16 protein-coding genes are annotated in these 21,002 nt (G+C 68.9%); 8 read left to right on the top strand and 8 right to left on the bottom strand.

Features of this window, described 5'->3' with window-relative positions:
• Positions 1-200: 200 nt before the first annotated feature.
• A complete protein-coding gene (locus AC0685_RS15055) occupies positions 201-2,270 on the top strand; it encodes an AMP-binding protein (protein WP_478226044.1) in 2,070 nt (689 codons plus the stop codon).
• Positions 2,271-2,383: 113 nt separating this feature from the next.
• Here AC0685_RS15055 and AC0685_RS15050 read toward each other — a convergent pair whose 3' ends face one another.
• Positions 2,384-4,009 carry an AMP-binding protein gene (locus tag AC0685_RS15050; protein ID WP_478226043.1) on the bottom strand — a complete coding sequence of 542 codons (1,626 nt, stop codon included), beginning with the start codon at positions 4,007-4,009 and terminating at the stop codon, positions 2,384-2,386.
• A 108-nt stretch (positions 4,010-4,117) separates the two neighbouring features.
• Between AC0685_RS15050 and AC0685_RS15045 the strand changes: the two genes are divergently transcribed.
• The 3 genes from AC0685_RS15045 (at position 4,118) to AC0685_RS15035 (ending at position 7,681) form a co-directional block, all read left to right on the top strand.
• On the top strand, positions 4,118-4,933 hold the full coding sequence (locus AC0685_RS15045; RefSeq protein ID WP_478226042.1) for a helix-turn-helix transcriptional regulator: 816 nt from the start codon (positions 4,118-4,120) through the stop codon (positions 4,931-4,933).
• Between the two features lie 717 nt (positions 4,934-5,650).
• Positions 5,651-6,628, top strand: coding sequence for a GlxA family transcriptional regulator (locus AC0685_RS15040; RefSeq protein ID WP_478226041.1), 978 nt, complete (start codon positions 5,651-5,653; stop codon positions 6,626-6,628).
• A gap of 63 nt (positions 6,629-6,691) precedes the next feature.
• Positions 6,692-7,681 carry an alpha/beta fold hydrolase gene (locus AC0685_RS15035; RefSeq protein ID WP_478226040.1) on the top strand — a complete coding sequence of 330 codons (990 nt, stop codon included), beginning with the start codon at positions 6,692-6,694 and terminating at the stop codon, positions 7,679-7,681.
• Positions 7,682-7,849: 168 nt separating this feature from the next.
• On the opposite strand, the gene AC0685_RS15030 is transcribed toward AC0685_RS15035, so the two are convergent.
• Both AC0685_RS15030 and AC0685_RS15025 read right to left on the bottom strand, forming a co-directional pair.
• On the bottom strand, positions 7,850-8,800 hold the full coding sequence (locus AC0685_RS15030; RefSeq protein ID WP_478226039.1) for a DUF6528 family protein: 951 nt from the start codon (positions 8,798-8,800) through the stop codon (positions 7,850-7,852).
• Between the two features lie 86 nt (positions 8,801-8,886).
• Positions 8,887-9,843: an Acg family FMN-binding oxidoreductase gene (locus tag AC0685_RS15025; RefSeq protein ID WP_478226038.1), complete on the bottom strand. Its 957-nt coding sequence runs from the start codon at positions 9,841-9,843 to the stop codon at positions 8,887-8,889.
• A 156-nt stretch (positions 9,844-9,999) separates the two neighbouring features.
• On the opposite strand from AC0685_RS15025, the gene AC0685_RS15020 reads away from it, so the two are divergent.
• A complete protein-coding gene (locus tag AC0685_RS15020) occupies positions 10,000-10,296 on the top strand; it encodes a dsRBD fold-containing protein (RefSeq protein WP_478226037.1) in 297 nt (98 codons plus the stop codon).
• Positions 10,297-10,302: 6 nt separating this feature from the next.
• Here AC0685_RS15020 and AC0685_RS15015 read toward each other — a convergent pair whose 3' ends face one another.
• Positions 10,303-12,054, bottom strand: coding sequence for a sensor histidine kinase (locus AC0685_RS15015; protein ID WP_478226036.1), 1,752 nt, complete (start codon positions 12,052-12,054; stop codon positions 10,303-10,305).
• A 130-nt stretch (positions 12,055-12,184) separates the two neighbouring features.
• On the opposite strand from AC0685_RS15015, the gene AC0685_RS15010 reads away from it, so the two are divergent.
• A complete protein-coding gene (locus tag AC0685_RS15010) occupies positions 12,185-13,162 on the top strand; it encodes an Acg family FMN-binding oxidoreductase (protein WP_478226035.1) in 978 nt (325 codons plus the stop codon).
• A 15-nt stretch (positions 13,163-13,177) separates the two neighbouring features.
• Here AC0685_RS15010 and AC0685_RS15005 read toward each other — a convergent pair whose 3' ends face one another.
• A complete protein-coding gene (locus tag AC0685_RS15005) occupies positions 13,178-13,810 on the bottom strand; it encodes a response regulator (protein WP_478226034.1) in 633 nt (210 codons plus the stop codon).
• Positions 13,811-13,998: 188 nt separating this feature from the next.
• Here AC0685_RS15005 and AC0685_RS15000 point away from each other — a divergent pair, with 188 nt between their 5' ends.
• Positions 13,999-14,304 (top strand): ANTAR domain-containing protein, encoded by a 306-nt coding sequence (locus AC0685_RS15000; RefSeq protein ID WP_478226033.1) that lies wholly within the window; start codon positions 13,999-14,001, stop codon positions 14,302-14,304.
• A 71-nt stretch (positions 14,305-14,375) separates the two neighbouring features.
• Positions 14,376-14,780 (top strand): response regulator, encoded by a 405-nt coding sequence (locus tag AC0685_RS14995; protein ID WP_478226032.1) that lies wholly within the window; start codon positions 14,376-14,378, stop codon positions 14,778-14,780.
• Between the two features lie 172 nt (positions 14,781-14,952).
• Here the strand turns inward: AC0685_RS14995 and AC0685_RS14990 are convergent, their stop codons facing one another.
• Genes AC0685_RS14990 through AC0685_RS14980 form a run of 3 tightly spaced genes read right to left on the bottom strand, consistent with a single transcriptional unit; the run spans position 14,953 to position 20,711 of the window.
• Positions 14,953-18,903, bottom strand: a complete 3,951-nt coding sequence (locus AC0685_RS14990) for a HAMP domain-containing protein (protein WP_478226031.1) — start codon at positions 18,901-18,903, stop codon at positions 14,953-14,955.
• A gap of 21 nt (positions 18,904-18,924) precedes the next feature.
• Positions 18,925-19,995 carry a PAS domain-containing sensor histidine kinase gene (locus tag AC0685_RS14985; RefSeq protein WP_478226030.1) on the bottom strand — a complete coding sequence of 357 codons (1,071 nt, stop codon included), beginning with the start codon at positions 19,993-19,995 and terminating at the stop codon, positions 18,925-18,927.
• Between the two features lie 32 nt (positions 19,996-20,027).
• Positions 20,028-20,711 carry a response regulator gene (locus tag AC0685_RS14980; RefSeq protein ID WP_478226029.1) on the bottom strand — a complete coding sequence of 228 codons (684 nt, stop codon included), beginning with the start codon at positions 20,709-20,711 and terminating at the stop codon, positions 20,028-20,030.
• Positions 20,712-21,002: the final 291 nt, after the last annotated feature.

Here is a 21,002-nt window from a genome sequence, read left to right as displayed (position 1 = left end):
CAACACCGTCGGCGGACGGCGTCGCGCCGCCCGAACACTTACCCTCTTCCGAGACGGTTCCCTTGGGCGGACGCGAACCCGCGGTCGTTCGGAGTATTGCGTTCGGCCGATTGCTGGTAGGTTCGCCGAACTTGAACGACGAAGGAGGCGCCGGCAGCGGCCCGGTCAACACCCCGAACGCGCGTGGTGAGGCGAATCGCATGCGAGACGATGTGGTCCAGGCGAGCTCGATTCTCGGGCATTCCCCCGGCCAGGTTTGGGAAGTGATCGGCGATCCCGAGTCCTACTCGAGGTTCGTCGCGGAGATCAGCTGGTGCGAGATCCAACGTCCTGCCGAGCGCGGGCGCGGCCCGAAATGTCTTGTCCGGCTGGAACCGCGGCCGGGGACGCTCGTCGTCGGTGACATCGAGGCGCGGGTCTGGCGGCCGGGCGAGCACGTCGTGTGGTGCGGCGTCGAGAACGACGGCATCTGGGTCTCGGTCGAGCTGCGGCAGGCTCCCGGTGGCGGCACGGAACTCGTCGCGCAGCTGATGCTTCCGGCGCCACACTCCCCTCTCGTGTCCGCCGCGTCCTTCAAACGATCCGTCCGCGCGGCGGCCCGCCGGATCGATCTGCACCTTTCGGGCCGGGCGGCGTCGCCCCAGGAGGAACCGGCGCATACCAAGGCCACCACGCTGCACACGGCGAGCACGCTGATCAAGGCCGGGGTGCTCGCGGCCGCGCGCCCGGACAAGATCGCCCGGCAGCTCACCTCCTTGTCGCAATGGGGCGCCACCGTCGCCGGCGGCTACTCGGCCAACGCCGCCCGTGTGCCCGACGACGTCGCGTTGCACGACGAACGCAACGTCCGGACGTTCAAGCAGACGGCCGATCGCAGCAACCAGCTCGCGAACGCCCTCGCGGCCCGCGGAGTGCGCGCCCGCGACCGGATCGCCTTGCTGTGCCGCAACCACGCCGCGATGGTCGAGTCACTGATCGCGTGCAGCAAACTCGGGGTGGACGCGATCCTGCTCAACACCGGGCTTTCCGCCGGCGCGGTCGCGGACGTGATCGAGCAGCACAAACCGGTCGCGGTGCTCGCCGACGACGAGTTCTCGCGGATCATCGCCGGCATCTCCGGCGATTTCCTGCGGCTGTCCACCTGGCCGGAGACCGAGAACGGCTACCCGACGATCGATCAGCTGATCGCCGGGGTGCCCGCCACCAAACTCAAACCGGTGGACCGGATCGGCAGGCTCGTCGTTCTCACGTCGGGCACCACGGGGACCCCCAAAGGCGCGCGCCGCCCCACGCCGAAGGGATTGTCGACGTCGGCCGCCATGCTCGACCGCATCCCGCTCCACTCCGGAGACCGGTTCGTGGTGGCCGCGCCGCTGTTCCACAGCTGGGGGCTCGCCGGCATGCAGATCGGGATGGCCGTGCGCGCGTCCTTGTCGCTGATCCGGCGGTTCGACGCCGAGGAGATCCTGCGGACCATCGCCGAACACCGCTGCGGTGTGCTGTTCGCCGTGCCCATCATGTTGCAGCGCATCCTCGATCTGCCGGAACGGATCCGCGCCCGCTACGACCTGTCGTCGCTGCGGATCGTCGCCAGCAGCGGATCCGCGCTGCCGGGCCCGATCGTCACCGAGTTCATGGACACCTTCGGCGACGTGCTCTACAACTTCTACGGCTCCACGGAGGTTTCGTGGGCCAGCATCGCCACGCCCGAGGACTTGCGCGCCGCGCCGACCACCGCCGGCCGCTGCCCTCCCGGCACCCGCGTCGCCATCCTCGACGACGACCACAATCGTGTCCCACCGGGCTGGGAGGGACAGATCTTCGTCGGCAACGACATGCTCTTCGAGGGCTACACCGACGGCGCCAGCGTGCCCCGCGCGGAGAACCTGATGGCGACCGGCGACGTCGGCTACCAGGACGCCGCCGGACGGCTCTTCGTCACCGGCCGGGCGGACGAGATGATCGTGTCCGGTGGGGAGAACGTGTCCCCTCGCCCGGTCGAGGAGGCCATCGCCGCCCTGCCCGGCGTCCACGAAGCCGCGGTGATCGGCGTGCCGGATCGCGAGTTCGGGCAACGGTTCGCGGCGTACATCGTGCCGAAACGCGGTGCCCGCATGAGTGCGGACGACGTCCGCGCCTACATCCACCACCGGCTGGCCCGCTTCGCGGTGCCGCGGGACGTGTACTTCGTCGAGGAGCTGCCCCGGAACGCGACCGGAAAGGTGCTCAAGCGGCTGCTGCGAGACGAAACGTGGCCGATCGACCAATGAGCCCCGTGTGCCGGGACGGAACACGCGTGCTTGGAGGCGGAACACGCGTGATTCCAGCCGGATGACCCGGCTTCGGCGTGTTCGGTCCCCAATCACGCGTGTTCCGCCTCTGATCACGCGTGTTCCGCGCTCGGATGCCGCTCCCGCAGGAGAAACCGCTGGATCTTCCCGCTGGGTGTCTTGGGCAGCTCCGGCACGAAGTGCACCTCACGCGGGTAGGCGTGCGCGGCGAATCGCGTCTTCACCAGCTGCTGTAACTCGGCCACCAACGCGGTGTCGGCGGAGGCGCCGTCCCGTGCGACCACGTACGCGACGACCACCTCGCCGCGCAGCGCGTCCGGGACACCGACGACGGCGCATTCGGCCACGGCGGAATGCTGCTGCAGAACGCTTTCCACGTCGAACGGGCCGATACGGTAGCCCGCCATCAGGATGACGTCGTCGTCCCGCGAGGCGAAGGTCAAGTACCCATCGGTGTCCTTGGCGGCCACGTCACCGGTGTAGTACCAGCGGCCGTCGGGGCTGAAGCGCGCGGCGGTGCGCTCGGGCGCGTCGCGGTAGCCCCGGAACCACACCAGCGGGCTCGCCGCGAGATCCACGGCGACACGGCCGCGTTCTCCCAGCTCGGCCACCACGTCGGCGTCCTCACGGAGGACCTCGACCGCGAAGCCCGGCAGGACACGTCCCATCGACCCTGGCTTGACCTCCGAGCGGAGGTCGGGATGCCACGCGTTGCCCACCACCATGCCGAGTTCCGTCTGTCCATAATGGTCGTAAACGCCGACACCGAGCTTCGACGACGCCCACTCCAGGACATCCGGCGTCAACGGTTCCCCCGCCGATGAGCAGTGCCGCAGGCGGAGACCGCCCGGCACCGGGGCGGCCGAGTTCCGGAGCGCGCGATACACCGTCGGGGCGGCGGCGAAGTTGGTGACACCGAACCGCTCCAGTACCGCCCACGTCAGTTCGGCGGAGAAACCCGCGTGCAGCAACAGACTCCGCCTGCCGGTCGCCATCGGCGTCATGATCGCGTAGTACAGACCGTAGGCCCAGCCGGGGTCCGCGGCGTTCCAGAAGACGTCGTCGGCTCGGACGTCGAGCGCGAAGTCCTGGTACGCCTGGAAACCCGCGAGCGCACGGAGAGGAATCGGGACGGCTTTGGGCGTTCCCGTGGTCCCGGAGGTGAACAGCTCGACGAGGACCCCGGACCCACCGGTCACCGCGGCTCCCGGCAGCGGCGCGGCGTCTGCCAGCATCTCCCGGAACGACAGATCGCCCGCCTCGCCGTCCCCGACGACCACGATCCGCCGCGCAGGGTCGTCCGGCAGATCGGCGGACGGCGTCAGCTTCGAACGCTGACCGGCGTCGGCGATGACGACCTTCGTGCCGTTGCCGGTGACGCGCAGCGCGATGGCGGGCGGCGCGAACGCCGTGAACAGCGGGACGTGCACCGCGCCGAGCCGCCAGATCGCCAGCAGCGCCACGACCAGCTCCGCCGACTTGCCCATCAGCGTCGCGACCCGGTCCCCCGGCCCGACCCCGAGGCCGAGCAGTGCCCCGGCGAAGCGTTCCGACTGCTCGCGCAGCTCGCCGTAGGTGAGATCGTGGCTGGTCAGATCCGCTTCGACCACGGTGAACGCGACCGCCTCCGCCGGATGCCGGTCGCACAACAGCGTCGCCGCACAGGCCCGCTCGTCGTCGTAGACCTCGAGCAACCGCCGGACGTGAGCTTCGGTCATCGTTTCTCCCGGGACGTTGGCGAAGGCGTACAGTTCCGGAAATCGTGCGGGCGGGCCCGATCCGTCCACCACCCCCGATCGAGGGGGATCACCGAGGAGGGTGAGCCGATGCCGGTCGACGACGCCCAGCTTCTCGGCGCTGTCTCGGACCTGCGCCGGGACACCGGCCTGCCGGTCGGCTTCGCCGGGGTCGCCGTCGCCTCACCGCGAATGCGGCTGACCGCGTTCCTCGGCAACCGCGGCACCGCGCTGAACGGCCTGTCCGTCCGCGCGGGCCGCGGCCTCGGCGGCAAGGCGCTCGCGCTGACCCGGCCGGTGGTCGCCAACGACTACCACAGCGCCACCACGATCAGTCACGACTACGACGAGCCGGTCCGCGACGAGGGCATCCACTCGGTGGTCGCGATCCCCGTCGTCGTGCGCCGCCGGGTCCGCGCCGTCCTCTACGGCGGTCTGCGCGACGAGACCACCCTCTCCGACCGGACGATCACCGCCGCCCTGCACGCCGCGCGCGATCTCGAACAGACGTTGGCCGTCGAGGACGAAATCGAGAAGCGGCTGGTGGAGGCACGGCCGCTGGCGGAGCATCGCGAGGAGGCCGCTCCGCGCGAACGGCTGCGCGAGGTCTACGGCGAGCTCCGGGCGCTCTCCGGCCAGATCGCCGACGACGTTCTCCGTGACCGCCTCGACGCGATGTGCGCCAGCCTGACCGGCGCCGCTTCCCCCGTGGCGCGCTTGGCGCCGAGGGAACTGGACACCGTCGCGCTCGTCGCGCTCGGCCTGACCAACGCCGAGATCGCGCACCGGCTGGGGCTGACCGCGGAGACGGTCAAGAGCTACCTGCGGGATGCGATGCGCAAGCTCGACGCGACCTCCCGGTTGCAGGCCGTCACGCACGCGCGGCGGATCGGCCTGCTCCCCTGATTCAGCCCGCGGGAACGGGCGAGACCGACGAGATGCAGTACTTGTCGCCTGCCTCTCGCCGCACCTCCATAGTCCCGGTGAAGCTCTCGCTGTAGTTCAGGGTGCCGGTCATCGTCACCACGATCAGGTCCGGGCCCGCGGCACGCGGTTCTTGCGCGGTGAGCGACGCGTTGCGGTCGCCATATTCCTTCGCCGTCTGGCGGACCTTGTCCTTTGCGTCCGCGCAGGCCGACTCGGCGGAGTCTGCGTCGCACTGGCCGATTTCGAGGACTTGCTGTCGCTCAGCAGGAATCCGGGCGCGACGAACGCGAGGATCGCGAAGACGACCACCACGAGCGCGCCGCCACCGGCGATCAGCCCGATCAGCAGGCCATTGCCCTTCTTCGGCGGCTGGTCCCGGGTACTGCGGCCCGCCGAAGCCCGGCGGCGGGTAGCCCTGTTGTGGGTACTGCTGCTGGGGATGTTGTTGCTGGGGATAGCCCTGTTGCCACTGCGGCCCTTGCGGTTCCTATGGGTACGACATCGATGCTTCCTTCCCCCGAACAACCTGTGCGAGAGGAATCTACCGTCCCCTTCGGACAGTCGTGATGCGGCTCGGGACTCGTGAGTGGTGAGGACGGCGGCGCAGGGATGTCCATGAAGGATTTGGGACATTCACCGTCCCAAATCCTTCATGAACACGTCCATCACCACTCGCGAATCTCTACAATCCGCCCCATGAGACGGCTGGCCGTGGTGGTCTTCAACGGGGCATCCCTCGGCGCGATGTCCTTCGCGTTCGGCGTGTTCGAAATGGCTTCCGCCTTCGGGGAGCTGCCCGACCTCGAACTCAAGGTGGTCGGTGGCGAACCGGGGACCGCGCTGCGAGGCGGCGGGCTGACCGTGCCGGTCCCCGAAGACCTCGGCGCGGTCCGGGACGCCGATCTGGTGCTGGTCCCGAACTGGCGGTCACCGATGGAGGATCCACCAAAAGCCGCCCTGGAGGCACTCCGCGCAGCACACGACCGGGGAGCCCGGGTGGCCGGACTGTGCAGCGGCGCCTTCGTCCTGGCCGCGGCCGGGCTGCTCGACGGACGCCCCGCGACCACGCACTGGGCGATGGCCCCGCTGCTCGCGGCCAGGTTCCCGGCGGTCCTCCTCGACGAATCGGTGCTCTACATCGACGACGGCGACATCCTGACCGCGGGCGGCGGCGCGGCGGGCATGGATCTCGGTCTGCACCTGATCCGCTCGTGGTGCGGCGCGGAGGTGGCGAACCGGCTGGCGAAGGGCATGGTCGTCCCGCCGCACCGGCCCGGCGGACAGGCTCAGTACATCGAGTCGCCGATGCCGGAACTCGACGACGGCGACCCGGTATCGGAGACGATGGCCTGGGCGCTGACCCGGCTGGACACGGCGCTCCCGGTCGACGAACTCGCCAGGCGGGCACATATGAGCAGGCGCAACTACGATCGCAGGTTCCGCGAGATCACCGGTGCCGCGCCCGGCACGTGGCTGACCCACCAGCGCGTCATCCGCGCGCAGCAACTGCTCGAATCCACCGATCTCCCGGTCGACGAGATCGCCAGGTATTGCGGGTTCTCCTCGTCCGCCGCGCTCCGCCCGCATTTCCGGCGGCAGGTCGGGGTCACGCCGGTGTCCTATCGGGAGACGTTCGGGACCAGGCTGGGCGTGCCCGAGCCCATCCTGTCCTGAAACGAACCTCGTTTGGCGAAAACACCGCTCACGGTCGGAACCCCGTCCGGCCACGATCGGGACATGACCGAAGACAGCCGTTCCTTCCTCAACCGCCGGTCCATGCTCACCCTCGGCGCGGGGGCCGCGGCCGCGCTGGTGGCCTCGGGTGGCATCGCCGAGGCCGGCCAGTCCGGCGCTCCCGACGACGCGGCACTCGCCCGCTCCCTCCCCGGCGGTTTCCGCAGCGAATACGCCCACGTCAACGGGGTCCGGCTGCACTACGTCGCCGGCGGCCGCGGCGAACCGCTGATCCTGCTGCCGGGCTGGCCCGAGACGTGGTGGCAGTACCGCAAGGTCATGCCGGAGCTGGCGAAACGGTACCGCGTCATCGCCGTCGACCTGCGGGGCATGGGCGGCTCGGGCAAACCCGCAGGCGGGTACGACAAGAAGACGATGGCCCGCGACATCTTCGAACTCCTGCGCACGCTGGGCCTCCGGCAGGCGCATATCGCCGGGCACGACATCGGCGCCATGGTCGCGTTCGCCTTCGCCGCCAACCACCCCGAGGCGACGAAGACCGTCACGCTCATGGACGTCTCACACCCGGACGAAAGCCTGTACCAGCTCCCCATGCTGGCTCCTCCCGGGCAACCGGTGAACGTCTGGTGGTTCGCCTTCAACCAGGTCGCGACCCTGCCCGAACAGCTGCTGACCGGCCGGTCACGCTTTCTCGTCGACTGGATGTTCGACCATCTCGCGGCCGATCCGGCCTCGATCGGGGCCAGGGACCGGGCGATCTACGCCGCCGCGTACGACCGCCCGGACGCGATCCGCGCGGGCAACGGCTGGTACCAGGCGTTCGGCACGGACATCGAGGATCAGAAGGCCTACGCGAGGATCACCGCCCCGATGCTGGGGCTGGGCTCGGAGTTCAATTACGACTACCTCGCCGCGGTCCTGCCGTCGAAGGCGGTCGACGTCCGGGTGCGGAAGGTCTCCGGTTCCGGGCACTTCGTCGCGGAGGAGCAGCCGCGGACGGTCATCGACGAGCTACGGACCTTCCTCGGGTGAGGCGTATACCCCGAATGGGTCGACACCGCCCGCTGAACGGACCGATTCACTCGGTCAGGTGAAAGACGCGGCCGCGCGTCATTCTCACGACGGGATCTCCTCTTCTCTGGTGTGTCGGTACCGGCCGGGCAGCCCCCCGAACGGCCGGTACCGACATGGAAGTTCAGCTCAACCGATCCACCAGCGGGCCTTGTAGATCCACGCGCCGTGCAGCGCCAGCTCGGCGCGTGGAAAGGCCAGCCGGACGGTGTCCGTGCACCACGTGCACAGGTGACCGTCCTGCACCGAGGCGGTCAGGATCTGCCCGGTCCGCGGGTTCGTCGACACACTCTTCACATGCGGCCGGTCGATCTCCCGCACGCCCGCGTAGCGCTGGGAGAACCCGCCACTCGTCTTCGAGAACTGGTACACCCCCGCTTCCGTGGTCACCCACAGCAGGTCCGGCCGACCCGGGACCGGCTGGAGGTCGTGCCCGCCCTTGCTCGGCACCGGAACGGAGCGCTGCTCGGTGAGCACAGGCGCGGCGGGCGTGCCGCCGACGTTCAACGCGACGAGCGCGTCGGTGCCCAGAGCCCACAACACGCTCCTCCCGGCGTCCCACACCACGCCGTGCGCGCCCACCAGCCGGTACTCCGTGTAGGCCGTCGAACGCTGCCCCTGCGAAGCGGTGTAGATCCGCACCCAGCCACCGGTGCTCGCCGCCACCGCGACGTTCCCGTCCGGCAGGAGTTCGATGCTGTGCGGGTTGGCGGGCCCGCCGACGTTCGCCGCCCAGTACGCCCGGTCACCCGCCGGATACGGCACGACGGCGGTGAAACCGCCCGATGCCGACGTCAGCAGGTACTTCTCGCCACCTCGCTCGGCGAGCTTCGCGTCGCTCGGGTTGCTCCACGAACCCGCCAGGTCCGCCAGCCCGTTCGCGGCGTTCGGCGCCCACGCCCAGCTCACCTTCCGGCCCTGCCAGGACGCCCGGTCCGCGGACAGGACCAGGATCCGCTTGGACGCCTGCTCGGTGATGACGATCGAACCGCGATCGCGAGCGCCCTCGTCCGCCACCGCCGGCGCGGACGCCGCGACCGAAAGGCCCACGACGGCCAGTGCCGCCAAGGATTTCCGCATGATCTCCATAGGGAGACCGAACCCGCCCCGGGTGACGGGCGGGTGGCGGCGGCCCGAAGCGTGGATGTCGACGAGATGACCCCGGATCAGAGGCTCGCCTCGGACCGCCGGAGCAGCACTTCGCCGACCTGACGGCGGGCCGTCATCGGCACCGGACGGCCGTACCCGAAGCGCAACACCGTGTGCGGCCGGCCGAGGTCGGCGAAGATCCGGTCCATCCCGGCCCGGGTCTCCGGGGTTTCGAACGGCCTGCCGACGAACGACGCCGCGAGGCCGGCGGCCGTCGCCGTCAGCAGTACCCGCTGCAGCACCATGCCCGCCCGAAGATCCGCGGCGGGCCCGGTGTCCGCGGTCAGCACCGCGCCGAGCACCGGCTCACCGCCTTCGGGCTCCGCGGTGAAGAAGGACTCCTGCGAGGCAGTGCGGTGAGCCGACGGCGGTCTGGTCGGCGCCGGGACGCCGTCCGGCGCGTTCGCCGTCCGCCTGGTCCACAACGCGACCTCCGCCTGGAACGCACCGTTGCGTGCCTGCGCGACCTCGGCCCGGTGCAGCACGCGCGCGACCGCGTTCGCCCGGTCACCACGACCGAACAGCTCCAGCAGTCCACCCTCCACGAGCGCGGCCGCCCGCAACGTCATCCGCGCCCACACGGGCACCGGCCGGTCCAGGAACGGACGACGGTTCGTGTGCCGGCGGAAGACGACCTCGGCCAGCCTCCGCTCCTCCGGCGAGGAGAACCGGTCGCCATCGATCTCGAGTTCGGCGAGCAGATCAGGCTCGTCCGGCTTCGGCACCACCCGCACCGAAAGGGTCTTGCCGTTGGACCGCAACGAAATCATCAGGTTGAACATCGCCGCACCGCACGACAGCCGCGCCTCGCGGGCGTCCGGGTCGGCGATCCGGAGCACCCTGGCGCGGTCGAGCCACACCTCGATCCGGTCCCTGTCGACGACGAACCGCCACGGCTGGGTGTTGAGCGGGGACGGCGCGCGGACGGCGGCCGCCACCGCCTGGTCGACATGAGTCGGCAACGGGATCTTCATCGTGGTCTCTCCGAAGACGAGGGTTGGTCCACCTTCGGCCGGGGTACCCGGCGACCGCAGCGGTCGCCGGTCACGAATTCCGAGGACTTTCGCCCCCGATTCCCGGGAGCGAGGACTTAGGACCCTGTGCCACGAACGGCGGCGATGGGAGTCTCGATGACCGGAACGGAGCCGACGATGACGGACAAGTGGACGATCGACGTTTCCCTGCAGCACGAGCCGTACCGGGTGCGCGCGGAAGCGTTGCTCCGGCTCGAGGACGGCGGCGAGTTCGTCGGTGTCGGAATCGCGGAGGCCGGGCTGAGAAACGGTTCGGCCTCCCAGATCGGCTCCTATCTCGCGGTGACACGGGCCCTTTCGGACCTCACCGCGGAACTGCTGGAGACCGTCGCCTCCGACGTCGCCCGCTCGGTCGAAGTGGACGGGATCCTCACCACGCAGTCGACGAACTGACCGCGGTCAGCGCAAGGGGGCGGACCACTCGACCCTGGTTCCGCCCTCTTCTTTCGCCTCCGCCCGGAACGTCCCGCCCGCCCTTTCCGCGCGGTCGCGCAGATTCCGCAACCCGCCGGGCCCGCCGGGCCCGCCGAGCTCACCGCCGATCCCGGTGCCGTCGTCGGTGACGACGATCCGCAGGACGTCGTCCTTCACCGCGACGCTCACCGAAACCCCGCTCGCCCGCGCGTGCCGGACCACGTTGCCGACCGTTTCCAGCACCACCGCTTCGGCGTGTTCGGCGAAGGCGAGCGGAATCGAGTCGAGCGGCCCGGACAGGCTGACCGTCGGATGGGTCGGGGTGTCGTCGGTGAGTTCGGCGATCGAGTCGTAGAGCCGGTGCCGCAACCGCACTCCCTGCTGGCCTGCCTCGCCGCCGTGGAGATCGAAGATCGCCGTGCGGATCTCGTGCACGATCTCGTGCATCTGGTCGATGCTCTCGCCGATCCGCCGCCGCAGTTCCGGCGAGTCCGCGCGGCGGTGGGTGCTCTGCATCGTGAGTCCGACCGCGAACAACCGCTGGATCACGTGGTCGTGCAGATCCCTGGCGATCCGGTCGCGGTCGGCGAGTACGTCGAGTTCCCTGGCCGTGCGCTGCCGCGCCGCCAGTTGCAGCGCGAGCGCGGCCTGGTCGGCGAACGAGGCCACCACGGGCAACTGGGCGAGTTCGAACGGGACGGCGCCCGGGTTCCGCACCGCCATCAGCACGCCGGACGTCCGTTCCCGCGCCCGGAGCGGCACCACGAGCGTCGGGCCGAGGCACAACTCCCCCTCGTCGCCGAGCACGAGTTCGGGCACACTGCGCGGGGTCCGGTCGCGGTAGACCGCCCCCGGCAACGAGGTGGCGACACTGATCCGCGTCCCGGTCAGCTCCGCCGCCCGCGTACCCGCGCAGACGGCGATGGTGAGTTCGTCGGCCTCGTCCTCCCCGTCCGGGCTGACGTCGAGCCGTCCGGGACCGGGCAGCGCCAGCAGGGTGAGGTCGGAACCGGTGAGTTCGAGCGCCCGGCCCGCGATCAGGTTGAGCGCGTCGACGGGATCGGTTCCGCCCAGCAGTTCCGTGGTCACCTCACTGGTCGCGGCCTGCCACCGCTGGCGGATCCGCGTCTGCTCGTAGAGGTGGGCGTTCTCGATCGCGATCCCGGCCGCGGCGGCGAGTGCCTGGACGACCACCTCGTCGTCGTCGGTGAAACTCTCCCCGCGTTTCTCGGTGAGGTACAGATTTCCGAACACCTCGTCGCGCACCCGGATCGGCACGCCGAGGAAGGAGTGCATCGGCGGATGGCAAGGCGGGAACCCGACCGACGCGGGATGCCGCGAAATGTCGGCCAGCCGCACCGGTTTCGCCTCGTCGATGACGAAACCCAGCAGCCCGTGCCCTTTCGGGAGATGCCCGATCTGTTCCTTCTTCTCGCCGTCGATGCCGAGATAGACGAATTCGGCGAGCGATCCGTCGTCCGCGATCACCCCGAGCGCGCCGTAAGTGGCTTCGCCGAGTTCGATGGCCGCCTGCACTATCCGGCGCAGCGTCGTGTCCAGCTCCAGCCCCGACGCGACCGCGAGCACCGCTTCGAGCAGGCCGTCCATCTTGTCGCGGGTGCCGATGAGCCGTTCGATGCGGTCCTGGAGGTCCCGCAGCACCTCACGAACGCGCAGCTGGGAAAGGGCGCCGGTGATCCGGTCGTCGCTTCCGCCCAGCCGGTCATGAGCCGACATCCTGCTGCGCCTCCGAAGATCGGGACGAGTCGCGGCCGTGGTGACTTTCTCCTCTTTCGGCCCCGTACCGCAGGCGGGGACCGTCTCACAAGACAACCTTATTGCCCGTGGCGCGGCGGCGGGGGAAACCATGACCATACAAGTCACCAGGGTCGGACGCTTGAACTCCGAACAGGTGAATTCCGTGCTCCGGTCGGCGACATTGGCTCCGTCGACGCACAACACGCAGCCGTGGCTCTTCCGGTGCACCGGCACCGGGATCGAAGTCCACGCCGATCCGCGCCGGATCCTGCCCGCCACTGATCCGGACGGCCGGGAAATCGTTCTCTCGTGCGGTGCCGCCCTGTTCACGCTCCGGACGGCGATTCACGCACTCGGCTTCCATCCGGCGACGACCCTGATGCCGAGCCGCGCCGATCCCGATCTGCTGGCGGTCGTCCGGCCGCTCGCCGAGCGCACGCCGGATCCGAAGGTCGTCCGGCTCGCCCGTGCGATCCCCCGCCGACGGACCAACCGGCGGCCGTTCCTGTCCGACGTCGTCCCGAAGACCACGCTCACCGCGCTCCGTCACGCGACCGAACTCGAGCACGCGTGGATGTCGAGCTTCGATGTCGAACAGTGCCGGCTGCTGCGAGACCTCACCGCCCGTGCCCGCCGCGAGCAACTCGCCGACCCCGCGTTCCTCGCCGAACTCGACCGCTGGACCGGCCTGGGCGCGAGCACTCGCGACGGGGTGCCGTCCTACGCGATGGCGGGCTCCCCCGCCGACGAAAGCTGGCTCCTCGACGAATTCGGCGAAGACCACAGCACCACGCTGCCTCTTCCGCTCGTGGTGGTGATCGGGTCCCTGACCGACGAACGGCTCGACCGGCTGCAAGCCGGCCAGGCACTGCAACGGGTCCTGCTGACCGCGACCTGCGCGGGCCTGGACGTGTCGTTCATCTCGCCGCCGATCAGGGTCCGCGGGGCCCGCGCCGAACTCCGGCGTCTCCTCGGCTGCGGCGTGTGGCCGCAGGTGCTGCTGCGGATCGGTTACGGGTCGCCGCTGCCGTGGACGCCCCGGCGCCCGCTGGAGGACATGCTGCTCGACACGCTCATTTCCGCTTGAGCCAGGCCGGAGGCTTCACTGCCGTCGCAGTTCCGTGGCCAACACGGCCGCCTGAGTCCGCCGCTGCATCCCGAGTTTCGTCAGCAGCCGGGACACGTAGTTCTTCACGGTCTTCTCCGCGAGGAACATCCGCTCGGCGATCTGCCGGTTGGTCAGTCCCTCGCCGATCAGTTCCAGCAGGGTGCGTTCCTGGTCGGAAAGCCCGGCGAGCGGTCCCTTCTTGGCGGCGTCGTCGCGGAACTTCGCCATCAGCGTCGCGGCGGCCCGCGTGTCCAGCAACGACCGGCCGAGGCCGACCTCCTTGACCGCCGCCACCAGGTCCATCCCCCGGATGTCCTTGATGACGTACCCGCTCGCGCCCGCCATGATCGCGTCCAGCATCGCTTGCTCGTCGGTGTAGGACGTGAGCATCAGGCATTTCAGCTCGGGCATCTTGGAGCGCAGTTCCCTGGCTAGCTCGACGCCGTTGCCGTCCGGCAGCCGCACGTCGAGCACGGCGACATCCGGCCGCAGAGCCGGAATCCTCGCCAGCGCTTGGGAAAACGTGGCGGCCTGCCCGACGACGCACAGGTCGGAGTCCTCCTCGAACATGTCCGCGACCCCTCGACGGACCACCTCGTGATCGTCGACCAGAAACACCCGGAGCATTCCGACCTCCACGGTTTCCCTCCTCGGATGAGAGCGTACGGCGCACGGCCGGTCACTGCGACAGGCCAAAGGGCCCTGTTCGGCGCCCGTTCGAGTGGCTGCCGCCGACCGGACCAGGTTCATTTGCATCATTCGAGTCAGGACGTTCTGTTCTTCCGGAGCAATCCGGCCGCTGCGACGATCACCTCATGTCCGAGATCACGTCTTCGCCGGCCCCCGCGGCCGGGTCTCCCGACCCGGCCGACGACCTCGTGGCCATGCGCAACCGCATCCGCTTCTACCGGGCCCGCGCCGAGCAACTCCAGTACGCGCTCGACCACCGGCTTCCCATCGAACAGGCGAAGGGAATCCTCGCCGAGCGTTACCAGATCGACATCGACGCGGCGTTCGAACTGCTGCGCTCGTTCTGCCGCAACAACAACATGAAGATCCACGACGTCGCCAGGACGCTCATCGAGCAGCCCAGCGAAGGTGACCGCCGGATCTCTTGCTGAGTCACGCCCAGTTCGGCGGGGGGCCCGCGACCACCACCGGAGCCGCAGACCGCGCGGGCTCGGAGCGGGTGATGAACCGAACGCCGCCCCCCAGACTCCGGGTGCTCGTCGCGGACGACAACCCGGTCATCGGCGACGCCCTGCGGGCCCTCTTGGAATCCGAACCTGACATCGAGGTGGTCGGCGTCGCGCTCGACGCCGGTGAAGCGGTCGCGCTCGCGGAGTTGCTGGCCCCGGAGGTCGCCCTGCTGGACGTACGGATCCCCGGCGGAGGCGGCGCGTGGATGGCGCGGGAGATCCGGCGCCGGGTGCCCCATACGCGGCTGATGGCGTTCTCCGCGCACAGCGACACCCGGTCCATCGCCCAGATGGCGTCCGCGGGCGTCACCGAATACCTCGTGAAGGGCAGCCCCAACACGGAGATCGTCGCGGCCATCCGCCGCGTCTGCGCGAGCAGCGCCAACGGGACCGAGTAGCCCGCCGCTGAGAGCCTGTTGGCGGAGCTGCGACGTGCCTCGCGAAAGGGACATAACGCGTGAACCCGCCTCGGCCGAAGGCCCCGCTATCGCGGTGGCAGGGCGCCTCTGTCGCCAACGTGAGAGGTAAGACCAGATCGCGCCCTGCCGACGCGAGTTCACCAACAGACACTCAGTCCGCGAGCCAGCGTTCCATGCAAGCCAGCAGTTCCTCGGCGTTCACGGGTTTGGTGACGTAATCACTCGCCCCGGCGGCGAGGCTCTTCCGGTCCCCTTCCATCGCTTTCGCGGTCACCGTGATGATCGGCAGACCGGCGAACTTCGGCATCTCGCGGATCGCCGCGGTCGTCGCGTGGCCGTCCATCTCCGGCATCATCACGTCCATCAGGATCAGGTCGATGTCGTCGTCGGCCAGCAGTTCCTCGATGCCCTTGCGGCCGTTGGGCGCGTGCACGACCGACAGTCCGTGCAGTTCGAGCATCCCCGAGATCGCGTACACGTTGCGGGGGTCGTCGTCGACGAGCAGGACCTTGCGCCCCTGCAACCGCGGCGAGCCGGCAGGCAGGCCGGGCGGCTGGTCGTCCGGCGACGGCACCGTCACCTCCGGCTGCCGCATCAGCGGCAGGATGCCTTCGAGTTCGCTGGCCGAGATGTGCAGCATGATGCGTTCCCGCAGCATGTCCAGCGACGGCAACAGCTCGACCGGATGCACCTTCGCGTGCCCGTGCAGCAATCGCTCCTGCGCCGCGCTGAGCTTGCGGGTCGCGTACGCCAGCACCGGGACCTCGACGGGGTCCGGCCCCTCGGCGAGCTGTTTGAGGAACGTCAGCGCGCTCGTTCCGGGAATGCTGGTGTCGAGCACGACGCACCGGTAGCTCTCGCGCTTCACCTCCTCGTACGCCTCCACCGGATCGGCCACCGCCCGTACCTGGACCGAGCCGTGGCTGTCCGCGACGTCGGCCGCGACACCGCGAGCGAGCAGGGTCAGCAGGCTGTTCCGCTCGCCCTCCACGACCAGGACCCGCCGCTCCGCGCCGACGTTGTCCACAGTGGACTCGTCGAGGCTCGCGGGCGCGGCGAACCTGGCCACCGGCAGGTAGAGCGTGAACGTGCTGCCCGTCCCCAGCGCACTGTCCGCCCGGATCTCACCGCCGAGCAGGTACGCGACCTCACGGCTGATCGACAGGCCGAGCCCGGTGCCGCCGTACTTGCGGCTGGTTGTGCCGTCGGCCTGCTGGAAGGCCCCGAAGATCGATTCGAGGTTCTCCTCGGCGATCCCGATCCCGGTGTCGATGACGCTGAAGGCCACCAGTGATTCGTGCGGGAGCGCCCCCGACGGCGAAACGACGGTGTCGACCAGTTTGACCCGCAGTTCGACGCTGCCGTCTTCGGTGAACTTGACCGCGTTCGACAGCAGGTTCCGCAGCACCTGCCGCAGCCGTTGCTCGTCGGTGAAGAGCAGTTCGGGCACGTTGGGTTCAACGGTGACCTGGAAGTCGAGCCCCTTCTCCGCGGTCAGCGGAAGGAAGGTGGTGCCAACGTAGTCGAGCAGCTGGCGCAGCGGGAACGGCTCGTGGTGGATGTCCATCTTGCCAGCCTCGACCTTCGACAGGTCGAGGATGTCGTTGATCAGCTGCAGCAGGTCGGTGCCCGCGGACTGGATCACCTTGGCGAACTCGACCTGTTTGGGCGTCAGGTTCTGGGTCGTGTTCTGCGAGAGGACCCCGGCGAGGATCAGCAGGCTGGTCAACGGCGTACGGAGCTCGTGCGACATGTTCGCCAGGAACTCAGACTTGTACTTCGAAGCCAGCGCGAGCTGCTGCGCGCGTTCCTCGATCTCCTGGCGCGCCTGCTCGATTTCGAAGTTCTTCACCTCGATGTCGCGGTTCTGCCGCGCGAGGAGTTCGGACTTCTCCTCCAGTTCCGCGTTGGAGACCTGGAGCTTCGCCTGCTGCGCTTGGAGTTCCTCCGAGCGGGCCTGGAGCTCCTCGGCGAGCCGCTGGGACTCCTCCAGCAGCGAGTCGGTCCGCGCGTTGGCGATGATCGTGTTGACGTTGACCCCGATGGTCTCCATCAGTTGTTCGAGGAAATCCTTGCGGACGGCGGTGAATTGGCCGAACGTGGCCAGTTCGATGACGCCGAGCACCTGGTCCTCGAAGACGATCGGCAGCACGATCAGGGTGACCGGCGGGGCGGAGCCGAGGCTCGACGAGATCTTCACGAAACCCGGTGGCGTCCGGTCGACCACGATCGGTTTCTTGGTCTGCGCGGCCTGGCCGATCAACGACTGCCCCATCGCGAACTCCGAGGGCGTGTCCGGGTCCTCGCTGTGCCCGTAGCTGGTGATGAGCCGCAGCCGGGTGCCGTGTTCACCGGATTCGGTGAGGAACAGCGTCCCGTGCTGGGCGCCGACCAGCGGGGTCAGCTCGTTCATGATGAGCGTGGCCACCACCCGCAGATCCCGGTGCCCCTGCATCAGGCCGGAGATCCGCGCCAGGTTGCTGTTGAGCCAGTCCTGTTCCTCGTTCGCCCGCGTGGTCTCGCGCAGCGACTGGACCATCGCGTTGATGTTGTCCTTCAGCTCCGCGACCTCGCCCTGCGCCTCGACGGAGATCGACCGGGTGAGGTCGCCGGTGGCCACCGCGCTGGTGACCTCGGCGATCGCCCTGACCTGGCGGGTCAGGTTGCCCGCCAGCTCGTTGACGTTCTCCGTCAGCCGCTTCCAGGTGCCCGAAACGCCTTCGACCTCGGCCTGGCCGCCGAGCCGCCCCTCACTGCCGACCTCGCGCGCGACGCGGGTGACCTCCGCGGCGAACGCGGAGAGCTGGTCGACCATCGTGTTGATGGTGGTCTTGAGCTCCAGGATCTCGCCGCGGGCGTCGACGTCGATCTTGCGGGACAGGTCGCCCTGCGCGACCGCGGTGGTCACCTGGGCGATGTTGCGGACCTGGCCGGTGAGGTTGTTCGCCATCGAGTTGACGTTGTCGGTGAGGTCCTTCCAGGTCCCGGCGACGTTCGGCACCCTGGCCTGCCCGCCGAGGATGCCCTCGGTGCCGACCTCGCGCGCCACGCGCGTGACCTCGTCCGCGAAGGCCGACAGCGTGTCGACCATCGTGTTGATCGTCTGCGCTAGCGCGGCGACCTCGCCCTTGGCCTCGACGATGATCTTCTGCGACAGATCACCCCTGGCGACCGCGGTCGCGACCTGGGCGATGGACCGCACCTGATCGGTCAGGTTGTCTGCCATGACATTGACCGACTCGGTCAAACCCTTCCACGTGCCCGACACCCCCTTGACGTCCGCCTGACCACCCAGCCGCCCCTCGGTGCCGACCTCGCGAGCCACGCGCGTGACCTCGTCGGCGAACGACGACAACTGATCCACCATCGTGTTGATCGTGTTCTTCAACTCCAGGATCTCGCCCCGCGCGTCCACGGTGATCTTCTGCGACAGGTCACCCTTCGCCACCGCCGTGGTGACCTCGGCGATCGACCGCACCTGATCGGTCAGGTTGCCGGCCATGAAGTTCACCGACGTCGTCAGATCCCGCCAGGTCCCCGCCACCCCGGGCACCTCCGCCTGCCCGCCCAGCCGGCCTTCGCTGCCGACTTCCCGCGCGACCCGCGTGACCTCGTCCGCGAACGACGACAACTGATCCACCATCGTGTTGATCGTGTTCTTCAACTCCAGGATCTCGCCCCGCGCGTCCACGGTGATCTTCTGCGACAGATCACCCTTCGCCACCGCCGTCGCGACCTCGGCGATGTTGCGGACCTGGCCGGTGAGGTTGCCCGCCATCGCGTTCACCGAATCGGAGAGGTCCTTCCAGGTCCCCGAAACCGAGGGCACCGCCGCCTGGCCGCCGAGCTTTCCGTCGGTCCCCACCTCGCGCGCGACCCGGGTGACCTCGGAGGTGAACAACGCCAGCTGATCGACCATCCCGTTGAAGACGAGCGCCATCTCGTCCATCAGGACGTCGTCCACCTGGGGCAGCCGGGTGCTGAAATCACCGTCGCGAACGGCTTTCAGGCCCTCCAGCAGCCGCTGCAAGCCTTGGTCGTCGATCGCCCCGCCCACCCGGACCGTCTCTCGTGATCCGCGCTTGCTTCCCGGTTCCGGCATCGAAATGGCTCCTTGTCCTGACTACCCGCGGAGAGGGCCCAACGGAATCCAGAAGGTCACCGACGTACCTTCGCCGGGTCTGCTGGAGATCCGAAACCAGCCTTGCGCCGCTTCGGCACGTTCACGCATCGACGCCATGCCGATGTGCTCGCCCGACAACGATTCATGCGCGTTCTCGCCGTCCGGTTTCATCCCATCGCCGTCGTCGGCGACCGTCACCAGCAGACCGCCGTCCTGACCGGTCAGCGAGACCGCGACGGAAGTGGCGTTCGCGTGTTTACGCACGTTCACCAACGCCTCCTGCAGGATCCGGAAGGCGGTGACGACGAGGTGGGGCGGCGGCTTGACGGCGAGATCGTGCCGCAGTGTGCATTCGAGCCCCCACCCCGCCACGACCTCGTCGAGGTAGTCGCGGACGGAAGCGATCAGGTCCTCGTCGTTCAACGCGGGCGGCCGCAATTGGGCGACGAGGATCCGCAATCGTCGGATCGCCCCTTGAATCGCTTCGTCGAGTTGCTTCAAAGCGGGATCCCGCCGTTGCGCGGCGAGCATCTGCAACCGCATGCTGACGGCTATCATCGACTGAATGGAATCGTCGTGAACATCCCACGCGATACGGCGACGTTCGGTTTCCTGTGCCCGGACCAAATGTGCGAAGGCCTGGCGGCGTTCGGTCCTTTCCTCCAGTGTTTTCCGGCGTTCGGTGAGATCACGGGTGACTTTGCCGAAACCGACGAGGCCGCCTTGTGCGTTCCGCAAGGCGGTGATCACGGTGTTGGCCCAGAACCGTTCGCCGCCGCGCCGGACGCGCCAGCCCTCGTCCTCGTGACTCCCCATCTCGGCGGCGACCAGCAGCTCCGAGGCGGGTTTGCCGTCGGCGACGTCGTTTTCGGTGTAGAAAACGGAGAAATGACGGCCGAGGATCTCGTCCTCGGAATAGCCCTTGATCCGCTCCGCCGCCGGATTCCAGCTGATCACGCGGCCCTCGGCGTCCAGCAGGTAAATGGCGTAGTCGACGACGCTGTGCATGAACAACTCGAAGAGCACAGCGCTGCGGTGATCAGGCGTCTGTTCCGATGGCAGCATGGCCATAGTGCAGCTTGGCACTCGGATACGTCTCCCCGCTACGGCCGTTCGAGGAGGCCATTCTTGCGCGCGTGCGCCACGGCTTCGAGTTTCGAATGGGTCCCGGTCTTCACCAGAATCCGCTGCACGTGATTCCGCACGGTATTCCGCGCCAGCCGCAGCTCTTCGGCGATCCGGTCGGTTCCCGCTCCTTCGGCGATCAGCCCGAGCACCTGTCGTTCCCTCAGGGTGAGTACCGGCCCGAGCCTGCCAGGGCTGCCCGCCCCCAGCATGGCCAGCGCGCCGCCGAGCAGCTCGGGGTCGATGACCACGTCGCCCGCCGCGATGGTCCGGATCGCCGTGACCAGTTCGTCGAGGAGACCGGATTTCAGCAGCAGCCCGGCCCCGCCGACCTCCAGGATCCTGGCGACGATGGCGCTGTTCGCGTCACCGGTGAGCACCAGCACCCTGCTCGACGGCGAGATCGCGCGGAACTCGGCGATCGCCTCGATCCCGTCGCCGTCCGGCAGCCGCCGATCGAGCAGCACGATGTCGGGCAGGTGCTCTTCCGCCGCGATCATCCCGTGCGCCAAGGACTCCACCGACGCCACCAGGTCGATCTCCGGGAATTCCCCGAAGGCCGCGCCCAGCGCTTCGGCCACCATCTTGTGGTCCTCGACGAGCAGCACCCGGATCGGGGCCGCCTCCGGGGGCGCGGGCTGCGGGGAGGTCGGGTTCGGCATGCACCTTCTCCGTCGATCGTGGTCTCGCCCTGACCATTGTCCGGCAGATTCCCGGAAATCAATCCCGCCCACGGCCGCATTCACCCTGGTGCGAATTCGCGTGCCCGAAGACGGAACACACCCGAAACCGGATCGCACGGTGTCTTCCGGCTTCAAGCACGCGAGATCCGGCTGGACACACGAGTCTTCCGCCCAGGCACACGTGTGGTCCGGCTGGAGACCGGCGCATCTTCCCACTGCCTCCGGTCCCGCCGTCGTTTCGAGGCCAACCCGTGACCCGTTGTACCCGTC

It is taken from the genome of Amycolatopsis sp. NPDC043889 (assembly GCF_056435645.1).
This window is presented reverse-complemented; position numbering and strand designations above follow the sequence as displayed.